General features: G+C 72.6%; 24 protein-coding genes and 2 pseudogenes. 8 read left to right on the top strand and 18 right to left on the bottom strand.

Annotated features, from left to right (window positions below; translation table 11 throughout):
- The first annotated feature begins 108 nt into the window (after positions 1-108).
- Positions 109-987, top strand: coding sequence for a shikimate dehydrogenase (locus tag ACQCO7_RS35380; RefSeq protein WP_464075630.1), 879 nt, complete (start codon positions 109-111; stop codon positions 985-987).
- Positions 988-1,509: 522 nt separating this feature from the next.
- Here ACQCO7_RS35380 and ACQCO7_RS35375 read toward each other — a convergent pair.
- Genes ACQCO7_RS35375 through ACQCO7_RS35365 form a run of 3 tightly spaced genes read right to left on the bottom strand, consistent with a single transcriptional unit; the run spans position 1,510 to position 2,377 of the window.
- Entirely contained in the window at positions 1,510-1,836 is a 327-nt protein-coding gene (locus ACQCO7_RS35375) for a DUF6415 family natural product biosynthesis protein (protein WP_464075629.1), read from the bottom strand.
- Between the two features lie 35 nt (positions 1,837-1,871).
- Positions 1,872-2,150, bottom strand: coding sequence for a hypothetical protein (locus ACQCO7_RS35370; RefSeq protein ID WP_464075628.1), 279 nt, complete (start codon positions 2,148-2,150; stop codon positions 1,872-1,874).
- The gene (locus ACQCO7_RS35365; RefSeq protein ID WP_464075627.1) at positions 2,150-2,377 is read right to left on the bottom strand and encodes a hypothetical protein; all 228 of its coding nucleotides are present in this window, start codon (positions 2,375-2,377) and stop codon (positions 2,150-2,152) included. The genes ACQCO7_RS35370 and ACQCO7_RS35365 overlap by 1 nt, the downstream gene beginning before the upstream one ends.
- Before the next feature lie 132 nt (positions 2,378-2,509).
- Between ACQCO7_RS35365 and ACQCO7_RS35360 the strand changes: the two genes are divergently transcribed.
- The 3 genes from ACQCO7_RS35360 to ACQCO7_RS35350 all read left to right on the top strand — a co-directional run bounded on the left by ACQCO7_RS35360 (position 2,510) and on the right by ACQCO7_RS35350 (position 5,086).
- A complete protein-coding gene (locus ACQCO7_RS35360) occupies positions 2,510-3,295 on the top strand; it encodes a helix-turn-helix domain-containing protein (RefSeq protein ID WP_464075626.1) in 786 nt (261 codons plus the stop codon).
- Complete coding sequence (locus ACQCO7_RS35355) at positions 3,267-3,596, top strand: PCC domain-containing protein (protein ID WP_464075625.1); 330 nt, start codon at positions 3,267-3,269, stop codon at positions 3,594-3,596. Before ACQCO7_RS35360 ends, ACQCO7_RS35355 begins: the two co-directional genes overlap by 29 nt.
- 257 nt (positions 3,597-3,853) lie before the next feature.
- The gene (locus ACQCO7_RS35350; RefSeq protein WP_464075624.1) at positions 3,854-5,086 is read left to right on the top strand and encodes a serine hydrolase domain-containing protein; all 1,233 of its coding nucleotides are present in this window, start codon (positions 3,854-3,856) and stop codon (positions 5,084-5,086) included.
- Here ACQCO7_RS35350 and ACQCO7_RS35345 read toward each other — a convergent pair.
- The 4 genes from ACQCO7_RS35345 to ribA form a co-directional block, all read right to left on the bottom strand.
- Positions 5,083-6,234 carry a saccharopine dehydrogenase family protein gene (locus ACQCO7_RS35345; protein ID WP_464075623.1) on the bottom strand — a complete coding sequence of 384 codons (1,152 nt, stop codon included), beginning with the start codon at positions 6,232-6,234 and terminating at the stop codon, positions 5,083-5,085. The genes ACQCO7_RS35350 and ACQCO7_RS35345 overlap by 4 nt on opposite strands.
- Before the next feature lie 49 nt (positions 6,235-6,283).
- On the bottom strand, positions 6,284-7,333 hold the full coding sequence (locus ACQCO7_RS35340; RefSeq protein WP_464075622.1) for a saccharopine dehydrogenase: 1,050 nt from the start codon (positions 7,331-7,333) through the stop codon (positions 6,284-6,286).
- Entirely contained in the window at positions 7,330-8,475 is a 1,146-nt protein-coding gene (locus ACQCO7_RS35335; RefSeq protein ID WP_464075621.1) for an NAD(P)/FAD-dependent oxidoreductase, read from the bottom strand. The genes ACQCO7_RS35340 and ACQCO7_RS35335 overlap by 4 nt, the downstream gene beginning before the upstream one ends.
- An 80-nt stretch (positions 8,476-8,555) precedes the next feature.
- Complete coding sequence (ribA, locus tag ACQCO7_RS35330) at positions 8,556-9,215, bottom strand: GTP cyclohydrolase II (RefSeq protein ID WP_010357560.1); 660 nt, start codon at positions 9,213-9,215, stop codon at positions 8,556-8,558.
- 48 nt (positions 9,216-9,263) lie between these two features.
- On the opposite strand from ribA, the gene ACQCO7_RS35325 reads away from it, so the two are divergent.
- Positions 9,264-10,064, top strand: a complete 801-nt coding sequence (locus ACQCO7_RS35325; RefSeq protein WP_464075620.1) for a creatininase family protein — start codon at positions 9,264-9,266, stop codon at positions 10,062-10,064.
- Positions 10,065-10,255: 191 nt separating this feature from the next.
- On the opposite strand, the pseudogene ACQCO7_RS35320 reads toward ACQCO7_RS35325, so the two are convergent.
- From ACQCO7_RS35320 to ACQCO7_RS35300, 5 genes and pseudogenes are all read right to left on the bottom strand, one after another.
- Positions 10,256-10,999: pseudogene (locus tag ACQCO7_RS35320) on the bottom strand (lysylphosphatidylglycerol synthase transmembrane domain-containing protein); the annotation flags it as partial.
- Between the two features lie 305 nt (positions 11,000-11,304).
- A complete protein-coding gene (locus tag ACQCO7_RS35315) occupies positions 11,305-12,216 on the bottom strand; it encodes a class I SAM-dependent methyltransferase (RefSeq protein WP_464075619.1) in 912 nt (303 codons plus the stop codon).
- Positions 12,213-13,427, bottom strand: a complete 1,215-nt coding sequence (locus ACQCO7_RS35310; protein ID WP_464075618.1) for a glycosyltransferase family 4 protein — start codon at positions 13,425-13,427, stop codon at positions 12,213-12,215. Before ACQCO7_RS35310 ends, ACQCO7_RS35315 begins: the two co-directional genes overlap by 4 nt.
- Positions 13,424-13,822: a 6-pyruvoyl trahydropterin synthase family protein gene (locus tag ACQCO7_RS35305; protein WP_050375292.1), complete on the bottom strand. Its 399-nt coding sequence runs from the start codon at positions 13,820-13,822 to the stop codon at positions 13,424-13,426. Before ACQCO7_RS35305 ends, ACQCO7_RS35310 begins: the two co-directional genes overlap by 4 nt.
- A gap of 134 nt (positions 13,823-13,956) precedes the next feature.
- Complete coding sequence (locus ACQCO7_RS35300; protein WP_464075617.1) at positions 13,957-14,934, bottom strand: zinc-dependent alcohol dehydrogenase; 978 nt, start codon at positions 14,932-14,934, stop codon at positions 13,957-13,959.
- A 108-nt stretch (positions 14,935-15,042) separates the two neighbouring features.
- Here ACQCO7_RS35300 and ACQCO7_RS35295 point away from each other — a divergent pair, with 108 nt between their 5' ends.
- Positions 15,043-15,912 carry a CDP-alcohol phosphatidyltransferase family protein gene (locus tag ACQCO7_RS35295; RefSeq protein ID WP_464075616.1) on the top strand — a complete coding sequence of 290 codons (870 nt, stop codon included), beginning with the start codon at positions 15,043-15,045 and terminating at the stop codon, positions 15,910-15,912.
- A gap of 95 nt (positions 15,913-16,007) precedes the next feature.
- Here ACQCO7_RS35295 and ACQCO7_RS35290 read toward each other — a convergent pair whose 3' ends face one another.
- The 6 genes and pseudogenes from ACQCO7_RS35290 to ACQCO7_RS35265 form a co-directional block, all read right to left on the bottom strand.
- Positions 16,008-16,691 carry a YcnI family protein gene (locus ACQCO7_RS35290; RefSeq protein ID WP_464075615.1) on the bottom strand — a complete coding sequence of 228 codons (684 nt, stop codon included), beginning with the start codon at positions 16,689-16,691 and terminating at the stop codon, positions 16,008-16,010.
- Between the two features lie 36 nt (positions 16,692-16,727).
- Positions 16,728-17,369, bottom strand: coding sequence for a hypothetical protein (locus ACQCO7_RS35285; protein ID WP_464075614.1), 642 nt, complete (start codon positions 17,367-17,369; stop codon positions 16,728-16,730).
- Positions 17,370-17,403: 34 nt separating this feature from the next.
- Positions 17,404-18,696, bottom strand: coding sequence for an MDR family MFS transporter (locus tag ACQCO7_RS35280; RefSeq protein ID WP_464075613.1), 1,293 nt, complete (start codon positions 18,694-18,696; stop codon positions 17,404-17,406).
- On the bottom strand, positions 18,693-20,456 hold the full coding sequence (locus ACQCO7_RS35275; protein WP_464075612.1) for an ABC transporter permease subunit: 1,764 nt from the start codon (positions 20,454-20,456) through the stop codon (positions 18,693-18,695). The genes ACQCO7_RS35280 and ACQCO7_RS35275 overlap by 4 nt, the downstream gene beginning before the upstream one ends.
- Before the next feature lie 4 nt (positions 20,457-20,460).
- Positions 20,461-21,963: an ABC transporter substrate-binding protein gene (locus tag ACQCO7_RS35270; protein WP_464075611.1), complete on the bottom strand. Its 1,503-nt coding sequence runs from the start codon at positions 21,961-21,963 to the stop codon at positions 20,461-20,463.
- Positions 21,964-22,113: 150 nt separating this feature from the next.
- Positions 22,114-22,641: pseudogene (locus ACQCO7_RS35265) on the bottom strand (GNAT family N-acetyltransferase); the annotation flags it as partial.
- 400 nt (positions 22,642-23,041) lie between these two features.
- Here ACQCO7_RS35265 and ACQCO7_RS35260 point away from each other — a divergent pair.
- Positions 23,042-23,989: an ATP-binding protein gene (locus ACQCO7_RS35260; protein ID WP_464075610.1), complete on the top strand. Its 948-nt coding sequence runs from the start codon at positions 23,042-23,044 to the stop codon at positions 23,987-23,989.
- 116 nt (positions 23,990-24,105) lie between these two features.
- Positions 24,106-24,498 (top strand): SCO5389 family protein, encoded by a 393-nt coding sequence (locus tag ACQCO7_RS35255; RefSeq protein WP_010357544.1) that lies wholly within the window; start codon positions 24,106-24,108, stop codon positions 24,496-24,498.
- Positions 24,499-24,506: the final 8 nt, after the last annotated feature.

Raw genomic sequence — 24,506 nt, 5'->3', positions numbered from 1 at the left:
GTGCGCAGATTCTAGAAGGCGGGGCGGTGGGGGTTCCCGGCGGCGGGGTCCGGCTGCTATAGCTAACGTACTGGTTCGTACATTACGGCGACTGTTCAGGAGGGCCGCGTGGCCAAGGACTCGTACCTCGTCGGACTGATCGGCTCCGGGATCGGTCCGTCCCTCAGCCCCGCGCTGCACGAACGCGAGGCGGACCGGCAGGGGCTGCGGTACCTGTACCGGCTGATCGACCTCGACGCGCTCGGGGCGGGTCCCGAGGCGGTGGGGGAGCTGGTGCGCGCGGCGCGGGACCTCGGGTTCGACGGGCTGAACATCACGCATCCCTGCAAGCAGGTCGTGCTGGACCACCTGGACGCGCTGTCGCCGCAGGCCGAGGCGCTGGGCGCGGTCAACACGGTCGTCTTCGAGCAGGACGGGCGGGCGGTGGGCCACAACACGGACGTCACCGGGTTCGCGGCCTCGTTCGCCCGGGGGCTGCCGGACGTACCGCTGGAACGGGTCGTCCAGCTGGGCGCGGGCGGCGCGGGGGCGGCCGTCGCCCATGCCGCGCTGACACTGGGGGCGGGGACAGTGACGGTCGTGGACGCGGTGCCGGAGCGGGCCGCCGCTCTGGCCGCCGCCCTGAACGGCCACTTCGGCCCGGGCCGCGCGGCGTACGCGACCCCGGACGCGCTTCCCGTGCTGCTCGCCGACGCGGACGGCCTGGTCCACGCGACGCCCACGGGGATGGCTGCGCATCCGGGGCTGCCCCTTCCCGTGGGGTTGTTGCGCACCGAGCTGTGGGTCGCCGAGGTGGTGTACCGGCCGTTGGAGACGGAACTGCTGCGCGTCGCGCGGGCGTTGGGGTGCGCGACCCTCGACGGGGGCGGAATGGCCGTGTTCCAGGCCGCCGACGCGTTCCGGCTGTTCACGGGGCGGGAGCCGGACAGCGGGCGGATGCTGGCGGACATCGGGGAGCTGGCGGGGGTGGCTGGGGTGAGTGGTTGACCTCGACTCCGGCTGCGGTTCTACGGTGCGGCGCGTGACATCGCACACGGCGACGGCTCGACGCGTTCACGGACGAGTTCGGGTCGTCGGACCTCGGGCGGGCGGCGGACGGGCCGGCGCACCGAGGGTGGCTCACCGTCGGCCGGGACGGGTGGTTGCACCTCACGGATGCCGGGCACACGGGACTCGCGCAGGGGCACCGGGTGATGGCGGGGGTGCGGGCGCGGATTCACGGGGGTGCGTCAGCGACGAGGAGTACGTGGCCGCGCTCGGCGTACTGCGGCGGATGAACGGGAACGTCAGCGGGGCAGTGTCGCCTACGTGAGGGGGCGGCGGGTGCGTCGTTCACTGGCGGCTGGCCGTTCAGGGGGGGACCGTCCGCCCTGCTGCCACGGGGGAAGACAGACAAGGCGGACGGCCGTTTCAGGGGGTGGGGATCATCCGCCGCCGTGCGCGATGCTCCAGAGCAGAGATCCCCCGGACACGGCCAGCACCGTCAGGTACGCGACCGTCAGCCACCGCTCACGGTTCACGACGACCACTCCCGCTCTCCAGGCGCTCCAGGTGACCGAGCAGGCAGACGACCGACCGGGCCAGGCGCAGCGCGTGCGCGAACTCGCGAGGGAACGCGCCGTCTCCCACCGCGTCGAGCCGCCGCCGTGCCTCCCCGATGCCCGCCCACGCCGTCACCACGGCCGCATCGTCCTGCGGCCACTCCAGCGTCACCCGCCCCACCTCCGGGATCAGTACCATCAGATGCCCCCGGTACGTCAGGACCAGGGTCTCCAGCTCATCGGCCGTCGGCACCCCGGCATCCTCCGCGAGGACCCGCGCGGTTGTCGCGCGCATCCTCTCCGCATCGGCCGGAAGCGACTCGTTCCCCGTCACAGCCGCTCCCCCCTCAACCGCGCGTTGGCCACGGACACACCCGCGCGCAGCGCCTCCCCGCCGGGCACCGGCCGCAGCAACTCCCGGCGCGCGTCCCACTCGATGCCGCCCCCGACCGGACGCACCTGCACGTACGGGCCGACGAACCCCATCACCCGCCCGACCTTCCCGCTCCCCGTGTCCTCGACCGTGTCCCCCAACCGCACGACCATCGCCGCCGCACCGTCCCCGGACGCCTCCGGGACCAACTCGCCACGCTCACTCCGCGCACTCATCAGGCCACCCCCTCAGCACCGATCACACGGCGGTCCAGATCGACCCCGAAGCCAGCCGTCAGAACCAGCACGAACCGCCGCCACGCCTGCCGCTCCCACCCCCGCTCACGGGAACGCTCAGCCTCCAGGACGTACGGCCGCACCGGACGGGAACCCGCCCGACGCTTACCGGAACCGGGCGTCAACACGCCCACCACCCATCGCACGAACGCGTGGATAATGCTCACTGTCGTCAGCTCCTTCAAAGCTGGTGGCCACGCCCCCGGACCGGTCGCACGGTCGCGGGGGTCTGTTCGTTACCAACCGTCAGGCCAACGGAACGCCGGTGCTAGTGCCACCCCTAGTGCCACTATGAACACGTGGCCATTGCGCAACTGATCAAGGACCTCCGAGAGGCCAATGGCCTGTCGCAAGGTCAGTTAGCCCAGAAACTTCACGATGCGTCAGGAATCCCCATCGGCCGTGAGCGCATCAGCCGCTGGGAGCGGGTACAAGGCGGTGTCATCCCCTCCGCCTTCTGGCTCGAACGGCTGGCTCAGAGTCTGGATGTCCCTTACTCCACGCTGGAGTACGAGGCTAGCCTCAGCCGTATGGACCGTAGAGACTTCATGCGCCTCACGGCGTTGACCGCGACGCACGGCGCACTCGCGGGTGAGCTGGTGTCCAGCATCGCCGGTAGCGACTGGAAGCCGCTGACCACCGTTCAGACCACACACGGCACTGACCTCGTGGTCGCGTCCCTCGCCGATGCTGCGTGCCTGAGCAGACTGCGACGCTGGATGTACGACGGCTCAAACCCCGTACTGAGGGTCAACGCCGCCGGAATCCTCGCCAAGGTTCCGGGGCAGGACCCCGCCGCCGACGTCTGCCGCACGCTTGCCAACGACCACGAAGCACAGCACCTGTACACGACCGCCGTAACCTCGCGGGTTTGCGGACTCGACTGGGCGACGGCCGCACGACTCGCCGCCGATCCCTGCTCCATGCCTACGAAGGCGTCGTTCCTCGCCGCTCGGTTCGCCACCGAGGTGACGAACCCTCGTGACGCTGGCGCGCGTTGGTGCTCGGCTGTAATGCTCCGGGACATCAGTCCCCTACTCGGCAAGGAACCCCACCGTGCACGTAATCGAGGTCAAGAACGCTGAGCTGCTGGAGACCATCGCGCAGCGCGCGAAGGAACTGGGCATCACCAACGGCGCGATCGTCTCTCTCATCGGCGGAGTGGACACCTTCACCGTCTCGACCATGCCCGCCTCCGACGCCTCCGCCGATGTGATCACGGACTACGACCTACCCGCCGAGATGCACGGCGCTGGAGAGATCACAGACGGCACCGTACACATTCACGCGACCATGGCCGTCGAAGGCGACCGAGGGGTATCGGGCCATGTGCACCGCGCGCAGATCGGAACATGGTTCGCCAGGGCCTACGTACTGCCCTGCTGAGGTGACGCCCCACACGGCCCCGGCATGGTCATCCTGCCGGGGCTGACGGGCGCCGATGGCGACTTGACACATCACACTCCATACGCGACATACCTCCCCCCGCTCCTCTCCCCCACCCCTACCAGAAGCGACGCACCCCACACACGGCACACGTCCGAAAGGGGTTCCGTGTGGCGTCACCTGCGGAACGATGAGGAGTGAGGTGCTCCGGAGCAGGTGGGCCGGGGCGTCTCGACAGTCGCCCCCGGAGGAGAACGATGGCACTGCTGCGGCAAGAGGTCGACCCGAGTGAGGTCGGGCTGGATCCGAAGGTGCTGGACCGGATGGACCAGTACATCGCGCACGAGGTGGCGGCGGGGCATCTCCCCGGTTACCTCGTCTCCGTGGCGCGCGGCGGCCGGGTCGCCCATCTCACGACGCACGGGCACCGTGACGTCGCCGCCGGTCTTCCGGTCGAGCCGGACACGCTGTGGCGGCTGTACTCCATGACCAAGCCGGTGACGTCGGTGGCGGCGCTGCTCCTGGTCGAGGAGGGCAGGCTCGGCCTGGACGACCCGGTGGCCCGGCACATCCCGTCGTTCGCCGAGCCGCGCGTGTACGTCAGCGGCAGCGGGCGCGACCTGGTGACGCGCCCCGCCGACGGCCCGATACTGGTCCGCCATCTCCTCACCCACACCGCCGGGCTGACGTTCGCGTTCTACGGCACGCACCCCGTGGACGCCCTGTACCGCGAGGCGGGCCTCGACTCGTCGGTGGCGCCCGGCACGGACCTCGCGGGCACGGTCGACGTGTACGCCTCGCTGCCGCTCCAGTTCGAACCCGGCACCGAGTGGAACTACTCGGTGGCGACGAACGTCCTCGCGCGGGTCGTCGAAGTGGTGTCCGGGCAGCCGCTGGACGCGTTCCTCGCGGAGCGGGTGTTCGGGCCGCTGGGCATGCCCGACGCCGGGTTCTGTGTGAGTGACGTGCAGGCCGGGCGGTTGTCGGAGCTGTACGGGGAGACGGAGGACGGGGGGATCAGACCGGTCGCCGGGCTGCCGCTCAGGGGCGGGCGGCCCCGGTTCCTGTCCGGCGCCGGTGGCATGGTGGCGGGGGCGCACGACGTCCACCGGTTCGCCGAGTTCCTGCGCGGGCGCGGCGAGTTGGACGGCGTACGGCTGCTCTCGCCCGGCACCGTCGACCTGATGACCCGCAACCACCTCCCCGGCGGCGCCGACATACGTACCTTCGGCAGCCGCCCGTCCCACGACGAACCCAGCAAGGACGGCCTCGGCTTCGGCCTGGGCGTCTCGGTGGTCATCGACCCCGACCGCACCAAGGCCCCGGCGGGCAAGGGCACGTACGGCTGGAGCGGCGTCGCGACCACGACGTTCTGGGTCGACCCGCAGCACGACGTCACGGTCCAGTTCATGACCCAGGTCCGCCCGCGTTCGTCCCACGCCCTGTACCCGGAGATCAAGAGGTTCGTGCACGAGGCGCTCGCACGCTAGCCGACCCTCATCGTGAACTCCAGTCCTTCCTCCGCGAGTTCGTTCAGCCACTCCTCCGACCGCACCGCCGTTTCCGCCGCCCGGCTCAGGCCCGGCGGCAGGGAGGAGTCCAGGATGTGGCGGGCGCCGAGGGCGAGGGGGCGGGAGACCGTGTGGGCCATGGCGGACTCCTCGGCGGTGCCGACCCGGTCGAGGAGGTAACTGCCGGACCAGGTGCGGCCGTTGGGACTGCGGACCGACAGGGAGACGCCCAGGACCACGCGGTCGCGGTCCGCTCGGGTCGTGGGGTAGGTGCGGGCCAACTCGCCCGCCAGTTCGGTGATCCGCGCGTCGTCGCCCTTCTTCAGCTCGGCGAAGACGGAGTCCCACGCCTGCTGCCAGCCCTGGAGCCGGAGGGTGCCGCGCACGAACGTGTCGGCCAGCCAGTCGGACGGCAGGTCGTACTGGGCGATGAAGGGGACGCTGTCGCGGTTGGGGTACGCCTCGAACGTCTCGCCGCCGAGGGCGAGTTCACGCGTTGCCTCCCAGGGCAGGGGCGTCACCTTCTCCGCGCCGGACTCGATGTGGCGGGCGGGTGAGCGCAGCGCGTTGAGGACACCGAGGGGTGCCCAGCTGAAGCGGTAGCGGAAGGAGTTGGGGACGGCGGGGAGGCCGCCGCACCAGGAGGTGAGGGAGTAGGTCGCTCTGTTCTCCGCGCCGATCTCCGCACGGGCCCGCGAGACGAGGCTGTGGGCGAAGAGGTGGTCGATGCCGGGGTCGAGCCCCGCCTCCGCGAGCACGGTCAGGCCCGCCGCCCGCGCCGCCTCGGCCTGCGCGGCGATCTCGTCGGAGACGTAGCTGGAGCAGGCGAAGTGGGCCTGCCCGGCAACGCACGCGGCGAGCAGCGCGGGATGGTCGCCGGCCGGGAGCATCGACACCACCACGTCCCCCGGGGCGAGTTCGGCGGCGAGCGCGTCGAGCGTGTAGGCGCGGGGCTCGGCCCGGTCGGCGATGCCGAGGCGGTCGAGGGCCTCGGCCGCGCGGTCGACGGTGCGGTGCCACAGGCGGACGCGGTCCGCCTGCGCGGTGAGCGCGGTCAGTCCGCTGCCTGTGGAGAGGCCGGCGCCTATCCAGTGGACCGTACCGCTCGCGGGTATGTGCTGCGGCACCGCTGCCTCCCCTTGCCTCGACGTCACTCCCGGGACTGACCCTTCCCGACTAGCCCTGTTTGATGCCGAGTTCCCTCGACTCCGACGCGAAACGCGCCAGGCAGCGCGCCCAGGGCCCGCCGTCCGTACGGAAGGCGAGCAGGTGCGGCAGCAGACTGGCCGAGAAGTCGGTGCTCGACTCCAGCGGCAGCAGCGAGGGCAGGTTGTCGATCGCGATCAGGTCGAACGGCGGCTCGTCGCGCAACCGCCGTACGGGGTCGGTCCATTCGGTCGTACGGTCGTAGACCGGCAGGACGTTGAGGGGCGAGCCGACGTCGCAGGTGACGTCGGCGACCGTACGGAGCCGGCGGCCGGGGTCGTCGAGGTCCTGGGGGCGGACGAACGGCGGTACGGGAGTTGTCGCGAGGACGCAGTTGACCAGCAGATCGTGGCCCAACAGGGCGTCGCGGTCGATGTTCTGGGTCTCCGCGAGGTCCCAGGTGGTCGGTGCGAGTCCCGCCGCCGCGAGAGCGTCCCGCGCACCCCGCCCGCTGCGGCCCAGCGCGCCGATGACCAGAGCCGCGATGTCCGCATCACCGGGTACGGAACTCAGCTGCTCCCGGAGCGACTTCTCGTCCGTCGGCGTCAACTCCCCCGCGAGGCGCCCCCGATGCTGGAGGACGGCGAGAGCGGCGCCGAGGAACCCGGCCCAGTACCCGAACGCGGCGAGGCGTCGGCCGTCGTCGTCCGTCAGGTACTCCAGGTCGAGGAGGGCGCCGCCACCTCGGGCGAACCGTGTCAACAGAGCCTCGGCGCCGGGCTGTCGCTTGTAGGCGTGGCCGAAGAAAATGTGCCGGTGGACCAACTCGGCAGGGTCGTCGGGGAGTTCCTTCAGGCCCAGGACCACCGCGTCGCCCGGCGCCGACACCCACGAGCCCGCGGGGGCGACGTGGGCGCCCACCGCCTCGTACTCCTCGGTGGGGAAGATCCGTTGGGGCGAGTCCTCCACCGTCAGGGTGATGCCGGCCTCGGTCAGGCGGCGGGCGTCGGCGGGGACGACCGGGGTGCGGCGTTCGGTGGCGCGGGGTTCGTGGCGGAGCCACAAGTGGACGGCGGTCATACGCGGTTGGCCTCCGGGCGCGGGGCGTCGGCGGCGAAGCGGCCGGCGCTCAGGGGGGTGACGTCCACGAAGGGTACGCGGCCGAGGACCAGGTCGCGCATCACCTCGCCGACGGCGGGCCCCTGGAGGAACCCGTGGCCGGAGAAGCCGGTGGCGTACAGGAACCGGGAGACCGAACTCGCCTCGCCGATCAGCGCGTTGTGGTCCGGGGTGACCTCGTACAGGCCCGCCCAGCCGCCCGTGCGGCGCAGGTCGAGCAGGGCGGGCGCCCGGTGTTCCATCGCGGCGGCCAGGCGCGGGATCCAGCGGTCGTGGGCGTCGGTGGCGAAGCCGGGCCGCTCGTCCGGGTCGGACATGCCGACCAGCAGGCCGGGGCCCTCGGGGTGGAAGTAGAAGCTGGTGGTGAAGTCGATCGTCATCGGGAGGTCCGGCGGCAGCCCGGGAAGGGCCTCCGTGACGGCGACCTGGCGTCTCAGCGGCTGAACGGGCAGGTCCACCCCGACCATCGCCCCGATCGCCTTCGACCAGGCGCCCGCCGCGCAGACCACGGTGTTCGTGGTGATCCGGCCTATGCCGGTGTGCACGGCGGTGATCGCGGTGCCGCGCACTTCGATGCCGGTGACCTCGGTGCGGCGCAGGATGCGTACGCCGTGGTGGCGGGCGACGGCCGCGTAGCCGTGGACGACGGACTCGGGCGTGCAGTGCCCGTCGTCGGGCGAGTACGCGGCGGCGAGCAGGCCGTCCGTGGTGATCAGCGGGTTGAGGCGCTGTGCCTCGGCCGGGCCGATCAGGCGGCTCGGGACGCCGAGGGAGTTCTGGAGCGCGATGCCCGCCTCGAAGGAGGCGACCTCCTCGGGGGTGGTGAGGAGGAAGAGGTAGCCCGTGCGGTGCAGGCCGATGTCCTGGCCCGTGTCCTCGCCGAACCGCGCGAACGCCTCCAGACTGCGGGCGCCGAGCAGGATGTTGACCTCGTCGGAGAACTGGGCGCGGACGCCTCCGGCGGCCTTCGAGGTCGACCCGGCGGCGAGTTCGTCCCGTTCGACGAGCACCACGTCGCGGACCCCGGCGGCGGCGAGGTGACAGGCGACGCTGGTGCCGATCACCCCGCCGCCGATGACGACGACCGAGGCATGCGTGTTCAAGCGTGCGACTCCTTGCGGGCGGCGGCCCCGGCCCGTCTGCCGAGGCCGGGGCGTGCGATGGCCGTCCTGACAGCGGGAGTTCAGGACCAGTGGGCGACGGCGTCCAGGTGCGGGAGGCGGTGGTCGAGGCGTTCGCGCTTGGTACGCAGGTACGTGATGTTGTTCTCGCACGGCGGGATGAGCAGCGGCACCTCCTCGGCGACCTCGATGCCGTTGTCCGTCAACGCCTCGCGCTTGCGCGGGTTGTTGGACATCAGGCGCACCGACTTCACGCCCAGGTCGCGCAGGATCTCGGCGGCCACGCCGTAGTCGCGGGCGTCGACGGGGAAGCCGAGGGCGACGTTCGCCTCGACCGTGTCCAGGCCCTCCGCCTGGAGCGCCATCGCGCGCAGCTTGCCCAACAGGCCTATCCCCCGGCCCTCGTGGCCGCGCAGGTAGACGACGACACCGCTGCCCTCGGCGACCACCGCGCGCAGCGCGGAGTCCAGCTGGTCGCCGCACTCGCAGTGCTGCGAGCCGAACGCGTCACCCGTGAGGCACTCCGAGTGCAGCCGGGTCAGGACGTCCTCGGTGCCGATCTCGCCGTAGACCAGCGCGACTTGTTCGTCACCCCGGTCGTGGTCCATGTAACCGACCGCCTGGAATTTGCCATAGACCGTAGGAAGAGGGGCATTCACCACGCGTTCCACGCCCGTGCGCTGCGGGGTCTTCTTGCCGAGTACACCGATTTTTTCTGTCATGATCTGGTTCCTAAGAGTCCGATGGGGAGTCGAAAGGGCGGGAAAGCGATGAGTGGTCCGGAGATACGGGCGGCGGGGCGTGGGACGATGGCCTCGGCACTGCCGACGGACACCACCGATGACGTACGGACGCGGGGGGCTGCTGTCTCAACGCGGATCGCGGTCCTTCCCGTCGGCAGCTACGAGCAGCACGGCGCGTATCTCCCGCTGGCCACCGACACGCTCGTCGCCTGTGCCATCGCGCGCGAGATCGCGGCAGCGCATCCCGTGCACCTCCTTCCGCCCGTGACCATCGCCTGCTCGCACGAGCACGCGGGCTGGCCGGGCACCGTCAGCATCTCCGCCGTGACCCTGCACGCCGTGGTCCGTGACATCGCGGACTCGCTGCGGCGTTCCGGGGTCGAGGGCCTGGTCGTGGTCAACGCGCACGGCGGGAACTACGTCCTCGGCAACGCCGTCCAGGAGGCGTCCGCGCGCGGCGAGCACCTCGCGCTCTTCCCGGCCCCGGAGGACTGGGAGGAGGCCCGCGTCCACGCCGGGGTCGAAACCTCCCTCCTCACCGACATGCACGCCGGTGAAATCGAGACGTCCATCCTTCTGCACGCGCACCCGGAAGTCGTCAGGCCCGGCTACGAGTCCGCCGATTTCACCGCCGACGACCGCCGTCATCTCCTCACCTCGGGAATGTCCGCCTATACCGATTCGGGTGTCATTGGCCGGCCTTCGCTCGGCTCGGCGGAAAAGGGGGAACGGCTTCTGGCGAGCCTCGTGGATTCCTTCGGGGCGTATTTCTCGCTGCTGGGTTCGCGGATTTCGGAAGAGGCCGCGGGCGAGGCGTCGGGAGTGTAGGGCGACGCCGGAGCGGGTACGACGGTGCGCGGTACGGAGGTGTCGCGCACGACCGCCCCGCTCCCGCGCACCACCGCCCCGCCCCCGCGCATCCCCGTCCACCACCGCACCACCAGCACCCCGGCCCCCGGCAGCGCCGCCACGAAGCACAGCACCCCGTACACCACCGACACCGAGAACCCCATGTCGGCCCCCAGCCCCGCCGCCCCGAACGCCCACGCCGTGACCCCTTCCCGGGGTCCCCACCCGCCGACGTTCAGCGGCACCCCCATCGCGAGCAGCGCCAGCACGGCGAGCGGCAGCAGCCGTACGACGGAGGTGGACGCCCCGGCGACCCGCGCGGCGATGACGAACGTACCGATGTGCCCGGCGAGGACGACGGCCGAGGACAGCGCGACCCCCGGCCCGTTACGGCGGGACAGCAGCGCCCCCCGCCCCTCGCCCAGCATTCCCCGTACCGCCTTCCCGCGCCGGGACGGCACAGGCGTCCGGTTCATGCGGACGGCGAGCAGGACGGCCAGCGCCCCGACCCCGGCGAGCACGGCCGGCGGGACGATGTGCCGCACCTGACCGGCGACCGGCGAGGGCACGGCGAGGAGCACGCCCAGCCCGACGACGGCCAGCGTGATCTGTCCGGCGGCGCGTTCCCAGAACACGGCCCGCACCCCCCGCCCGACGTCCCCCTCGCTCTGCCCGTGCCGCACGGCCCGGTGGACGTCGCCGAGAATCCCGCCCGGCAGCGCCGCGTTGAGGAACAGCGCCCGGTAGTAGTCGCCGAACGCGGCCCCGAGCGGCAGCCGGATCTTCAGCCCCCGCGCGACCAGCGCCCAGCGCCAGGCGCTGAAGAAGGTGGTCACCCCGCCGATGGCGAGCGCGAGCAGCAGCGACACGGCGTCGATCCGCCGCAGCCCGTCGAGAAAGACGCCGGTGCCCATGCGCCAGAGCAACACCCCGATGATGACGACCCCGGCGAGTGTCCCGAAGTGGGTGCGCACAACCCGTACCCAGGCCCGCGGACCCGGCGCCGGGCTCTCGCCACGAGCCCGAGCCGCACCGGCAGCGGGGACCTCGTCGACACCGGCCGCCTCACCGGCACGGCCCGCGCCAACGCCCGCCGCCCCGACACCACCGGCCGCCTCACCCTCGTACCCGTGCGACAGAACCTCCACGTCCTGCCGCACCTCGGACGAAGGCCGCACGCCCACCCCACCCGTTCCGACACCCCCCGACCCCTCGGCCATCAGGCGCTCCTCACCGGCCGGGCCAGCGCCAGCAGATCCGTGTGGTGGACGACGACCCGCAGCTCCCCGGCGGCGGCAGCGGCCAGCCGCGCCTCCAGGTACGCCTGCGCGCGGGCGGCGAGCGAGGGGCGTTCCTCGACGGCGGCGCCCACCCAGCCCCGCAGCCACTGCGCGGTCAACGCGGCCTCGGCGGGCCCCAGGCGCCAGGCGCTGGGGTGCAGTTTCACCGTGGCCCCCCGTTCGCCGAACGCCTCGGCGGCCACGTTCACCGCGTCGGGGCCGAGGAGCCCGTCCCGCCGCTGGTGGGCGTTGAAGGCGTCCTGGATCTCCGTGTCGAGCGGGTCGGGGTCGGAGAATTCGACACGCCCGGCGACGGACAGTGTGAGCAGCGCGGGGCACCCGGCGCCCACGCACGCGTCGACGAGGGCGTCGATCTCCTCGCGGGTCAGGACGTCGAGCAGAGCGGACGCGGTGACGAGGGACGCCCCGCCGAGCGCGTCCGGGGTCAGCCGGGCGACGTCACCGCGCCGCGTCTCGACGGTCACCCGGCTGCCGTCGGCGGCGGCCCGGGGCGAGGCGACGGCCGCGAAGTGCAGCAGGTAGGGGTCCCGGTCGTGGAGGACCCAGTGCTGGGCCCCGTCAAGGCGGGGCGCGAGCCAGCGCCCCATGGACCCGGTCCCGCACCCGAGGTCGTGCACGACGACCCCGGCCTTCCCCCGGGGGAGGTTCGCGAGCCGTATCCGCAGCGGGTCGAGGAGGTCCAGCGCACGGGCGCCCGCGTCGGCGCCCTCGCGCAGCTGGAGCCACTCGGGGGCGTACCGGGGCGGGTCGTCGGGGCCGGACTCGCGCAGCCGTACGGTGGCGCGTTCGGCGACCGGTCCGGCGCCGGGGATGACGTCCGCGCTGCTCATGCGGCCCTCCAGGACTCGCGGGGAAGCCGGCCGAGGACGCCGGCGAGGCTCTTGGCGGTGGAGGCCCAGCCGCCGAGTGCGGCGCGCCGGCCGCGGGCGGCGGACTTGAGGCGGCGGCGCACGTCCGCCTCCCCGAACCAGCCGCGCAGTTCGGCCGCGAGGGCGGCCGGGTTCTCCGGGGGCACGAGAATCCCGGGGACCCCGCCGTCGGGTGCGCGCCCGACGGCCTCGGGGACGCCGCCGACGTCGGTGGCGAGGACGGGGATGCCGCGCGCGAGGGCCTCGGTGACGGCCATGCCGTACGTCTCGGCGTACGAGGTGAGGACCATCAGGTCGGCGCAGGCGTAGCTGGCGTCGAGGGCGGCGCCGGTCTTCGCGCCGACCAGGTGCAGCCGGTCTTCCAGGCCGTGCCGGGCGATGAGTTCGCGCAGGTGGGCGACGTACTCGGGGTCCTGGTCGACGCCGCCGACCAGGTCGCAGCTCCACGGCAGGTCGGTGACGGTGGCGAGCGCCTCGACGAGCCGGTGCTGGCCCTTGCGGGGGGTGACGGCGGCGACGCACACCAGGTGCGAGACGCCGTCGGTGCCGGAGGCGAGCGGCGCGATGTCGGCGCCGGGGGCGGCGACGTGCACCTTCTCGGGGGCGAGGCCGTGGTGCGAGACGAGGCGGCGTACGGCCCAGTCGCTGGTGGCGATGACGGCGGGCACCGCGCGCAGCACGGCCCGTTCGCGGGCGTCGAGTTCGGCGGCGACCTCGGGCGCGAGGCCCGTCTCGTCGCCGAGGGGGAGGTGGACGAGGACGGCGAGCCGCAGCCGCTCGGCCTCGGGGACGACGACCTCGGGGACCCCGCAGGCCACGATCCCGTCGAGCAGGACGACCGACCCGTCGGGCAGGTCGCGCAGCGTGCGCGCGAGCGCGTCGCGGTCCTCGGCGGCGGGACGCGGCCACTCACCGGTGGCGAGGTGCTTGCGGACCTGCCAGCCGAAGCCGGGCAGGTCGAGGCAGACGCGGCGGTCGTAGGCGTTGCCGCCGCTGGGACGGCTCGGGTCGTCGACCCCGCCCGGAAGGACGAAGTGCACGGTCCGCAGGGACATCGGGATGAGATCGCCGTTCTTCCTGGCGACCGGCTGCACCGGCTGCTGCTTCGGCAGGTACCCGAGCGCCGGCTTGTCGAGCCGGACCGCCGTCCGCTCCATCGTCACGTCGGTCACAGCGCACGCTCGTAACTCGCCCAGGCGATGTGCGACTCGTGCAGCGTGACGGAGAGCGCGGAGATGCCCCGCGCGCCCTCCCCGAGCGCTCCCTTCCCGATCCGCTCGGCGAGCCGGTCGGCGATGACCTTCGCCAGGTACTCGGTGGAGGTGTTGACCCCCGCGAAATCCGGCTCGTTGTCCAGATTCCGGTAGTTCAGTTCCGCGACCACGGCGCCGAGTTCCTGGCTCGCGAGTCCCATGTCGACGACGATGTTGTCGTCGTCCAGCTGCTCGCGGCGGAAGGTGGCGTCCACGAGGAACGTCGCTCCGTGCAGGCGCTGCGCGGGTCCGAAGACCTCGCCGCTGAAGCTGTGGGCGATCATGATGTGATCGCGGACGGTGACACTGAACAACGGACGACCCTCCAGGTGCGGCACGTCTGGTCCCCCGGCCTTCTCGCGCCGGAGGATGCCGTGTAGTACGGCCGGCCGCTTCCCCTTGTTCAGCGGCCACTCACTCTTTTCTCAGGTCAGGCGTACGACGCCCGTCAAGGCGCCGGGTAGCGAACGCGGTGACACAGCGCGGGGATCTCTCCGGAGGCCAGCTTCGGGAGCACGGCGGGGAGTTCCTCGAACGCGCACTCACCGGTGATCAGCGCGTCGAGCGCCGGGTCGGCGAGCAGGTCGAGGGCGAGCGCGAGGCGGTCGGCGTAGGAGCGGCTCGCGCGCGCGGGCGAGACGGTGCCGACCTGGCTGCTGCGGATCGTCAGGCGCCGGGAGTGGAACGCCTCGCCGAGCGGGAGGGCGATACGGCGGTCGCCGTACCAGCTGAGTTCCACCACGGTTCCCTCGGGGCGCAGGAGTCCGAGGGCCCGGTCGAGGCCGGCCTCGGTGGCGCTGGCGTGGATCACGAGGTCGAGGTCGCCGGCCGCGTCCTGGGGAAGGGCGAAGTCGATGCCGAGTTTCGCGGCCGTCTCGGCTCGGGCGGGGTCGGCGTCGATGAGCTGGGCTTTCACGCCGGGGAACCTGGCGAGGAGGGCCGCGACCGAGGAGCCGACCATGCCGCCGCCGATGACCGCCACGCGGTCGCCGATCATGGGGGCGGCGTCCCAGAGGGCGTTGACGGCGGTTTCCACGGTGCCGGCGAGGATGGCTCGTCCGGCGGGGACGTTTTCAGGTACGACCATCACACGTTCGGCTGGTACGACGTACCTCGTCTGGTGGGGGTACAGGCAGAACACCGTCTTCCCGACGAGTTGCGCCGGGCCCTGTTCGACCTCGCCCACATTGAGGTACCCGTACTTCACCGGAGCCGGGAAGTCGCCCTCCTGGAACGGCGCGCGCATCGCCGTGTGCTGGTTCTCGGGGACCTTGCCGGCGAACACCAGCGTCTCGGTGCCACGGCTGATCCCGGACCACAGCGTCCGCACCAGCACCTCGCCCTCGCCGGGCGCGGGAACCGCCGTATCACGCAGTTCCCCCTCGCCTGGACGGCCGACCCAGAACGCGCGTGCGGCGCCCTTCATAGAAAACCTCCTGAACGATCCGCATCCGGTTCACGTACCGAGATGTGGCACAGGCCGCGCACAGTACGCGGCGATGATCGACTCTGTCACTCGGCCGGAGGATGTGCGGTGGCCCTGAACAACACGTACGAGGCAAGGCTGGTCCAGCAGGAGACCGCTCTGGGAGCGGGCGCTCAGCTCCTGTTGCTGGCCCTGCTCGGCTCGGTGATCGGCATGGGGACGGCGGGCTGGGCGACCGGCCTCGTCTTCGCCCTCGGCACCTGGGCCCTGCTGTCCGGCGCCTGCCACCGCTCCGGAATCCGCACGTTCGGTCCCGCCAACCGCGTCACGCTCGGCCGCGCGGTCCTCGTCGGCGGGGTGACGGCCCTGGTCGCCGACTCCTTCGAGTCCGCGCCGCCGGTCACACTGCTGGTCGGCCTCACGGCGGTCGCGCTGATCCTGGACGGGGTCGACGGCAAGGTGGCCCGCCGTACGGGGACGTCGACGCCGCTCGGCGCGCGGTTCGACATGGAGGTCGACGCGTTCCTGATCCTGGTGCTCAGCGTGTACGTCTCGACCCAGCTCGGGGCGTGGGCGCTGCTGATGGGCGCGATGCGGTACGTGTTCGTCGCCGCCTCGTACGTCTGGCCGTGGCTCAACTCCGCGCTGCCGCACAGCATGGCGCGCAAGACGGTCGCCGCGACGCAGGGTGTGTGCCTGCTCCTCGCCGGCTCCGGACTGCTGCCGTACGCGGCGAACCTGGCGATCGCGGGGACGTCGCTGGCAGCGCTGGTCTGGTCGTTCGGACGGGACGTGCTGTGGCTGTTCCGGACGCGGCCGGGGGCGGGGAAGCAGGCGGAGAAGGCGGTGGAGAGCGCGGCTACGGCTACGGCTGTCGCCGAGCCGGTCGTCGTCCGGCCCGAGCCGGTCGTCGTGATATCGGAGCCGATCGTGGCCGCGCTGGCTTCCCAGGAGAGGCCGGTGCTCGCGGCCCGCTGACTTCTCGTACGACAGGCCCGGACCCCGCGGGGGGAGTCCGGGCCTTTTCGTGTCCACGGCCGTGTGTCCACGGCCGCGTGTCTACGGCGTGCTGCCTACGACCGTGGCGAGCGCGCCCGCACCACCGCGAAGCCGCCCGCCCCCAGCGCGACCGCGCCGAGCGCCAGTCCGCCGATGCCCAGCTCGCGGGCCGTCGAGTCGTGGCCGACGGCGCTCTTCGCGACGGGTGCCGCCGACGCCACCGGCTTCCCCGGGGTCAGGGTGAGGACCGGCGCCGGGTTCTCCGGGTCGTCGTCGCCCTGGCCGGCCGCCTCGATCCAGCGGACGACCTTGCCGCTGTCGTACGTCTGGAGGGTCTTGAACTCCAGTTTCGCCGCGTCCTCGGGGAGCTGGCCGAAGGCGACGTCGAAGTCCTCGAACTGTCCCGGCGCGATCTTCCCGCCGGTCCAGGTGATCTCGGAGACCGCGTCGGTGATCGTCCCGTCGTCGGTCTTGACCGGGGTCTTCAGCTTGGCGGTGGTGACCTTGGGGGTCCAGCCGTCCTGAGGGTGGACCAGGACGCCGAGGAGGGGGTGGTCGGTGGGGAGGAAGACCTGTACCCGAGAGGTACTGGCCTTGTCGTCCTCGTTGGGGACGCGGAACGTCAGGAGGCCGTCGGTGGCTCCCTGGGCGTAGCTCTCCGGGTGGACGGTGACGTGCGCGGACGCGGCGCCGGCCGCCGCGAGGACACCGCCCGCCGCGAGCAGGACGGCGAGGGCCGCGGTACGTGTGCGGAACATGGCTGACTGATCTCCGTACGAATTGAGTCGATTCCTTCAGGCCGGGTACGGAACCGGCTCGGGCGGACCTCTGCGCCGTACGGCGTGCCGCAGCAGGAGACGTCGCGGCGCGGGCAGGTGCCGCCACCGCCGTACGCCTCTTCTGGCGCCGGTGGCGATCCGCACGGGTCCGCGCCACCAGGCGACGAGCCCCGGGACCAGCGCGACGGCGCGGCGCAGGAGGGACCACAGGGCGGCCTCACCGCGCCGGAGCCACCAGGAGGTGAGGAGGGCGGCGAGGAAGTGGGCGGCGAGGGTGTGCGGGGTGGAGTGGTGTACGAGGGTGAGGTGAGCGGAGTCGGGGTGCGCGAGGTTGGAGTGAGCGGAGCCGAGGTGAGCGGAGTGCGAGGGGAGCGGCATGTTCATGCCCTTCATCCCGCTCCCACCCCTCGTCACCCTCCCGAACCCCACGTGCAGCGCACCCTGCGCCACCAGCGTCGCCCCGCCGATCCCGACGAGACTCCGCTCCCGCCCCCCGAGCACCCACCCGGCACCGAAGACGACACAGAACCCGAACCCCTGCGCACCGGCGGACGGCATCTCCCCCACCGCCACCAGATGCGCCCCGACAGCCAGCAGCACGCACACCGCCGCGAACACGGCGGCACGCAACCCCCGAACCCCCGGCGACGCACTCATGTCCCGGGATCCTGCCACGCCCACGCGCGCCGCTTCACCCGCCTTGACTGTTCTTGGAAATCGACGCGCTCTCCTCGACAGGTTCGGCGTACACGGCCGTTTCCCTGGACCCGGCCGTTTCCGTACGCGGCAACAACGCGATCGCCCCCACCGGAACCACCGCCAGCACCACCCACGGCACCGCCGCGGGCAACCCCGAATCCAGCAGCGTCCCCGTCAGCGAACTCCCGATCAGCACGATCAGCCCGGACACCGACGACAGCGCCCCCGTGTACAGCCCGAGCCGCCCCTCAGCCGCGAGGTCGGGCACCCAGGCCCGCGCGGCCGGCGCGACCAGCATCTGCCCGAACGTGAGCAGGACGACGAACCCGGCGGCGGGCAGCAGCCCGGTGTTGCCCGTGAGGTCGGCGGGGAGTGCGGCGGCGACGACCGCGAACCCGGCGGCGATGAGAGCGAGTCCGCCCGCCATGGACGTACGGAGGCTGAGCCGCTCCCCCACCCAGCGGGTGACGGGCAGTTGGGCTGCGACGACGAGCGCGGAGGAGAGCGCGAACAGCCACGACAGCGGCGTCTGCGACCCGGCCGCGCGCTCGACCTCGGCGGGCAGGGCCAGGTAGAGCTGGTTGTAGGCGAGGAGGTAGGCCCCGTACGCGCAGCACAGCGCGAGGAAGCGCCGGTTGCGCAGCATCGGCCCGACCCCGCCCTTGACCCGCGTCCTCTGGCGCCCGGGTATGTGCTGCGGCAGCAGCCACGCATGCCCGGCGAGGACGAGGACGAAGATCCCGGCCCCGGCCAGGCACACCGTACGGAAGTCGACGGACAGCAGCAGCGCGCCGATCAGCGGACCGACGAACGCCCCGGCCTGTCCGGCGACGGTCAGCAGCGCGAGGACCCGGGTGCGCGGCCCGTTGCCGGCCTCCTCCCACAGGACGGCCTGGCGGGCGACCTCGCTCTCGACGGCCGGGGAGAAGAGGGCGGCGGCGAACCCGATGAGCAGGACGGCCCCGATGACGGACGCGATGTGGTCGGCGTACCCGAGCCAGGCGAACCCGGCGATCCTGAGGACGCAGCCGACGAGGACGACGGGCCGTACCCCGTACCGGTCGGTGAGCGCGCCCCCGACGACGAACAGCCCCTGCTGGCTGAACGTCCTGAGCCCGAGCACGAACCCGACGAGCCACCCGGCGAGCCCGATGCCGGTCCCGAGGTGCTCGGCGAGGAACGGCAGGACCGCGAAGAACCCGACGTTGAAGGCGAGTTGGGTGAGGATCAGCAGGCGCAGCAGCGGGGAGAGCCGCGCCTTCTCGGCGCCGGTCGTCACGCTCATCGGGCGGTCACCAACTCTCGTACAGGTTCGGGCAGTTCGGGAATCCGCGGGTCGCCGGGGTCGCTCGCCCGGCGTCTGCGGAGCCCTCCGGCAGTCACGGCCAGCGCGCCGAGGACGGCGAGCGCGGCGGCGGGCGCGAGGACGGCCCACGGTGCGCGTTCCGCGTACGGCTGGTTCTCGGCGAGCAGCAACCCCCATTCCGGGGACGGGGGCCCGGCGCCGAGGCCGAGGAAGCCGAGGGTCGCGAGCGCGAGGGCGTTGCCGGGCAGGCGCAGGGCGGCATGGCGGGCGACGGGCGGGAGGATCGCGGGCAGCAGCGCGCGCCGCAGGAGGTGGAGGCGTCCGGCGCCGAGCGCGCGGGTCGAGGCGAGGTGGACGGCCGCCTTCTCCTGGGCGAGCAGCGCGGAGGTGTGCGCGGCGAGGGGCGCCCAGGCGACGACGGTCACCGCGAGCGCGGGCGTACTCGCACCGCTTCCCCACACGGCGGCGACCAGCAGCGCGGCGAGGACGGGCGGCACGGCGTTGACGGTGTCCACGAGCGGCGCCGACAGCCTCGGCACGAGCCCCAGCAGGACGCCGATGACATACGCGGCGAGGCTGATCCCGCCCGCGAGCAGCAGCGTGTCCAGCGCGCCGTGCGCGACGCGGGCGAGGAGGTCGCGGCCGAGGGCGTCGGTACCGAACGGGTGCGCGGCGGACGGGGGTTGGAGGCGCCGGGTGGTGTCGACGGCGAGCGGGTCGCGGGGCAGTCCGGCCGCGACGACGGTGGCCAGGAGTCCGCCGTACAGCAGCGGCGGGAGTCTGCGCGCGGGCGGGTCGGGGCGATGCAGGGTGGGGAGGGCGCCGTCGCGCAGGGCGGGGCCGAGGAGGGGGCGGGCGGCGAGGCGGGCGGCGCCGGTGACGAGCGCGGCGAACAGGACCAGCGCGAGGGTGCCCGCCTGGAGGACCGGGAGGTCCTGGGCGAGGGCGGCCTGGAGGGTGGTGCGGCCGAGGCCGGGGATGTCGAAGATCTGCTCCACGACGACGGACCCGCCGGTCAGCCCGACCGCGAACAGGCCCAGGTTGGGCAGCAGTCCGGGCAGGCAGCGCCGTACCGCGTGCCGGGCGATCCTGCTGCCGGGGACCCCGCGCGCGGTGGCCGCCTTCGCCCAGGGTTCGGCGAACGCGCCCGGCAGCAGATCGTCCAGCAGCCGCCCGAGCACGGCCCCGGCGGGCAGCCCGAGCGCGAGCGCCGGGAGGATCGTCCACTTGAGCCCGTACCAGCCGAGCGCGGGCAGCCAGCCGAGCTGGACGCCTACGACCGTGGCGAGCACGGACGCCGTGAGGAACTCCGGCAGCGCGGCGAGCATCGCGGAGCCGGACCTCGCGGGGGCGCGCCTGGTGCGGCGGAGGGTGGGCGTACAGATCAGGGCGGCGGTGAGGGTCGCGACGGCCAGGGCGACCGTCACCAGCAGCAGGGACGCGCCGAGCGCCTGGAGGACGGCCGGGGTGACCTCCTCGCCGGAGATCCAGGACCGGCCGGCGTCGCCCTGCGGGAGGCCGGACAGCCACTGGCCGAGGAGGTGCGACGGGCCGTCGGCGAGGCCGAGTTGGTCGCGGATGTCGGCCAGGACCTGCGGGGTGGGGTCGCGGTCGACGGCGCGGGCCTTGAGGACGGTCAGCGCCGGGTCCGTGTCCGTCAGCCAGGGCAGGAGGCCGATGCCGCAGACCAGGGCCGCGGCGAGGGCCGCCCGCCACAGGAGCGCCGTGACCCGTGCCACGCGGTCAGCGCCGGGTGCCGATGCCGACGAGCGTGCGCTCGTACGGGTCGAGGAGGACGCCGCGCACGCTCGTGCCGACGCCGGTGATGACCCTTTGGTGGACGAGGGGGACGACCGCGTCCGTGCCGAGTATCGCGGCCTCGGCCGTCATCGCCGCGTCCTGGCGCTTGCCGGTGTCGGCGACGCCCTGTGCCGCCGCGACGGCCTGGTCGGCCTTCTTGTCGCAGAGCTGCGCGATGTTGAAGCCGCCGTCGCAGGTGTAGTCGCTGGCCAGGACCGCGACCGGGTCGCCGGTGTCGAGGAGGGTGTTGCGGGCCTGCACGAACGCGTCGAACTTCCCCGCCAGCGCGTCGCCCTCCAGGCGCGAGTACTCCCTCACCTCCAGGGTGACCTTGAAACCGGCCTTCTCCAGCTGCTGCTTCAGCACCTGTGCGGCCTCGGGGAGTTCGGGGCGGTTGTCGTACGTCGCGAGGGTGACGGCCGTGTTGTCCGGCTTGCCGGGGGCGGCCCGGCCGACGGGTGCGGTGCGCTTGCCCGCGGCCCAGGTGACGGCGGGGCCGTAGATGCCGGTGCCCGCGTCCGCGTGGCCCTCGTACACGCCCTTGGCCAGCGTCGAGGTGTCGACGGCGGCCCTTGCGGCGGCCCTCAGCGCCGGGTCCTTGAAGGCGCCCGTCCTGCTGTTGAGCAGGAGGCTGGTGGTGCGGGTCGTCGCCGTCTCCTTGCGGGTCGCGGCGTCGAGGGTGGCCGCCTGCGCGACGGGGATCGCCTCGGCCATGTCGACCTCGCCGGTGCGCAGGGCGTTGGCGCGTGCGGTGCCGTCGGCTATGAAGCGGGCGTCGATGCCGGACGCTTGGGCACGGCCGCCCCAGTAGTCGTCGAAACGGTCGAGTGTGGCGGCGGTCGTACCGCTCACCTTGCTGATCTCGAACGGCCCGGTGGCGGTCCCCACCGGGTCCGCCGCGCCCTGCGTGCCGTACGCCTTCGGCGCGAGAATCGCCAGGCTCGGACTGGTCAGCCGCAACGGCAGCACGGGATCGGCGACGGCCGTCGTGATCCGTACGCCGTCGGCGCCGTCGGCCTTGGCACTGAGCGTCACTCCGGCGAGCGCGGCGGGGGCGGGCTTGGCCTGCGCGGCACGCCCGAGCGAGCCGGACACGGCGGCGGGGGTGACACGGGTGCCGTCCTGGAAGGTGGCGTCCCTGAGGGTGAACACCCAGGTCCGCTCGTCCACCCGCTTCCACGACTGAGCGAGCGCCGGCGCGGGCGCCCCGTTCGCATCCAACGCGGTCAGCCCCTCGGTGACCCCGAGCCTGCTGAGGATCGTCGCGTCGGAACCGTACGGGGAGAGCTTCTCGGCGGGCGGGAAGGCGAGGGCGACCCGGAGGCGGGCACCGTCGTCCTTGCCGGACGCGTTGTCGTCGCCACCAGCGCCTGACGCGAAGCAGCCGGCAAGCAGCGGCAGAGCGAAGAGGGCGACGAGGAGGCGGTGGCCGTGGGGGATGCGCATGATCTACCGGTCTGTCAGGAGGGGGGACGGGGAGGTGGCTGTGCGGGGCCTGGCGGGGGGTGCGGTGGTCCGGTTCGCCGGAGTTCTGTCCGCAGGGTGCCGGGCCGAGTGGGCCTTGTGCGTAGGGGCCCTGTCCCGGCGGACCGCGTCGAACGGGATCTCGAAGTGCACGATCGGCTGGGCCGCGCCCTGGGTGGGGTCCCGTTCGTCGAGTACCACCTCGCCGAGTGAGCGCCAGAAGCCCTCGGCGCCCTCCACCGACGGGTCGGTGTGGAGGTACACGGAGCTGTAGCCGCCGTCCGCCGCCGCGAAGTCGAGCAGCTCCGCGACCAGGCGCCGGGCCAGTCCCCGGCGGCGGTGTTCGGGCCGGGTGTAGATCCGCCTGAGCTGCGCGGTCGTCCCGGAGGGGTAGCGCTCGGCGAGGTGCCGGGGGTTCGGTGGGTGCAGGGGGCCGCGCGAGTCCAACGCCCCCGTCGCCACGACCTCGCCCTCGGCGTCCACCGCGACCAGCAACGTGTGCCGCACCGGCGCCACGTACGCACCGGCCAGGTCGATGATGTCCCCGTGCCATCTCGGCACGTACCCCGTCCCGAAGTCCCGGTACACCGTGTCGAGCATGACGGCCCGCGCCTCGTCGAGGTCCTCCGGGCCGGCCGGCCTTATGCAGTAGTCACGCACTTGCACATCATACGCAGCTAGTACGCCAGTGCGATCAAGAGGGCGCCGCCGACCACGCCACCCCCTCGATTTGACAGCCCCCATCCGCTCTCCTAAAACCTAGTCACATGAAACCCATTTTCAAAACGCCGAGCCTCGTCAAGGAGGCCGAGGAGCGGGCCCTAGTACACCCGCACCTCACGGCGGGCGGGGCACGGGAAGAGGCGGCTCACACCGGACGCCCTACCGAACCGAGCCTCGCAGCGGAAGACACAAGGAGGCAGACGGACCACACGCACCACCCCGACGAAGCTCGCCCCCATAGCCGCCCCGCCCCTCACACCGTCTCCGTCCCGCCAAGTCCCGGCCCCCTCAACACTCCCGCCCTCCCTCACCCCCGCCCCATAGAGAGTCACCAGCGATGCGCATAGCCTTCGTCGGCAAAGGCGGCAGCGGAAAGACCACCCTCTCCGCCCTCTTCGCCCGACACCTGGCCCGGACCAGCACCCCCGTCCTCGCCGTGGACGGTGACATCAACCAGCACCTGGCCGAGGCACTCGACCCCGACGCCGAGCCGTTCACCGCACCCCCGCTCGCCGGGCACATCGGCGAGATCAAGGATCTTCTGCGCGGGACCAACCCCCTGATCCCGTCCCGCGAGGCGATGGTCAAGACGACCCCGCCCGGACGCGGCTCCCGCCTGCTGAGCCTCCTCGGTGACGACGAACTCCACACCCGCCATGTCCAGCGGATCGGCGGCGTCCCCCTGATGGTGACCGGCGAGTTCGACGAGAGCGATCTCGGGGTGGCCTGCTACCACTCCAAGCTCGGCGCGGTGGAGCTGTACCTCGGGCACCTCGTGGACGGCCCCGGCGAGTACGTCGTCGTCGACATGACCGCCGGCGCGGACGCCTTCGCCTCGGGACTGTTCACCCGGTTCGACATGACGTTCCTGGTCGCCGAACCCACCCGGCGGGGCGTCTCCGTGTACCGCCAGTACCGCGACCACGCCCGAGAGTTCGGCATCCCCCTGGCCGTCGTGGGCAACAAGGTGACCGGCGAGGACGACCTCCTCTTCCTCAAGGAGCAGACCGGCGACCACCTGCTCACCTACCTCACCCACTCCCCCTGGGTACGCTCCGCGGAACGCGGCACCCCCCAGGGCGAGCTGGAGGACACCAACCGCCACGCCCTCGACGTCCTGCGCGCCGCGGTCGACGCCCGCCCCAAGGACTGGCCGGCGCTGCACCGCCACGCCGTCGACTTCCACCTCCGCAACGCCCGCGCCTGGGCAAACACCGCGACCGGACTGGACCTGGCGGCCCAGGTGGACCCGGAGTACGTACCGGGCAGACTCCCGAGCGCCTGACCCGGGGCACAACATCACGCCCCGCCGTAAAGCGGCCTCTCCTTTCACCCCGCTCCTTTCACCCCCTCCTTTCACCCCCTCGTTCTCCCACCCCCACTCTCTCGAACAGGACCCCCATGTCTCTCGACGTCTCCCCCACCCTCCTCGCCCAGGCCGAAGCCGGCGACGTCCGCGAGGAGGACTTCGTGGACACCGTCCGCACCTCCCTCCCCTACGCCTACGACCTGATCGCCTCCCTCGCCGCCGACCTCACCAGCGGCACCGCCGAGTTCACCGACAACCAGACCCCGCCTCCCTCCGAACACGAACGCGGCCAGCTCCTGCGCGCCCTCGCCAGCGACGCCATCCGCACCAGCCTGGAGCGCCACTTCGGTGTGGCCCTCGCCTTCCAGAACTGCCACCGCGTGGCGGCCTTCCACCCGGACGCCCGCACCGGGGAGACGTACGCCCGCTTCACCTCCGTCCGCTCTCAGCTCCTCAACCAGTCCCCGGAGTTCCGGGACTGCTGAACCGGCGC

Source organism: Streptomyces saintjeani (assembly GCF_055409605.1).
This window is presented reverse-complemented; position numbering and strand designations above follow the sequence as displayed.

Coding starts and splice junctions, on each gene's coding strand:
- ACQCO7_RS35375 (WP_464075629.1), bottom strand. CDS start 1,836: ATGCGCGCGACAACCGCGCGGGTCCTCGCGGAGGATGCCGGGGTGCCG.
- ACQCO7_RS35370 (WP_464075628.1), bottom strand. CDS start 2,150: ATGAGTGCGCGGAGTGAGCGTGGCGAGTTGGTCCCGGAGGCGTCCGGG.
- ACQCO7_RS35350 (WP_464075624.1), top strand. CDS start 3,854: ATGGCACTGCTGCGGCAAGAGGTCGACCCGAGTGAGGTCGGGCTGGAT.
- ACQCO7_RS35340 (WP_464075622.1), bottom strand. CDS start 7,333: ATGACCGCCGTCCACTTGTGGCTCCGCCACGAACCCCGCGCCACCGAA.
- ribA (WP_010357560.1), bottom strand. CDS start 9,215: ATGACAGAAAAAATCGGTGTACTCGGCAAGAAGACCCCGCAGCGCACG.
- ACQCO7_RS35325 (WP_464075620.1), top strand. CDS start 9,264: ATGAGTGGTCCGGAGATACGGGCGGCGGGGCGTGGGACGATGGCCTCG.
- ACQCO7_RS35315 (WP_464075619.1), bottom strand. CDS start 12,216: ATGAGCAGCGCGGACGTCATCCCCGGCGCCGGACCGGTCGCCGAACGC.
- ACQCO7_RS35300 (WP_464075617.1), bottom strand. CDS start 14,934: ATGAAGGGCGCCGCACGCGCGTTCTGGGTCGGCCGTCCAGGCGAGGGG.
- ACQCO7_RS35290 (WP_464075615.1), bottom strand. CDS start 16,691: ATGTTCCGCACACGTACCGCGGCCCTCGCCGTCCTGCTCGCGGCGGGC.
- ACQCO7_RS35285 (WP_464075614.1), bottom strand. CDS start 17,369: ATGAGTGCGTCGCCGGGGGTTCGGGGGTTGCGTGCCGCCGTGTTCGCG.
- ACQCO7_RS35280 (WP_464075613.1), bottom strand. CDS start 18,696: ATGAGCGTGACGACCGGCGCCGAGAAGGCGCGGCTCTCCCCGCTGCTG.
- ACQCO7_RS35270 (WP_464075611.1), bottom strand. CDS start 21,963: ATGCGCATCCCCCACGGCCACCGCCTCCTCGTCGCCCTCTTCGCTCTG.
- ACQCO7_RS35260 (WP_464075610.1), top strand. CDS start 23,042: ATGCGCATAGCCTTCGTCGGCAAAGGCGGCAGCGGAAAGACCACCCTC.
- ACQCO7_RS35255 (WP_010357544.1), top strand. CDS start 24,106: ATGTCTCTCGACGTCTCCCCCACCCTCCTCGCCCAGGCCGAAGCCGGC.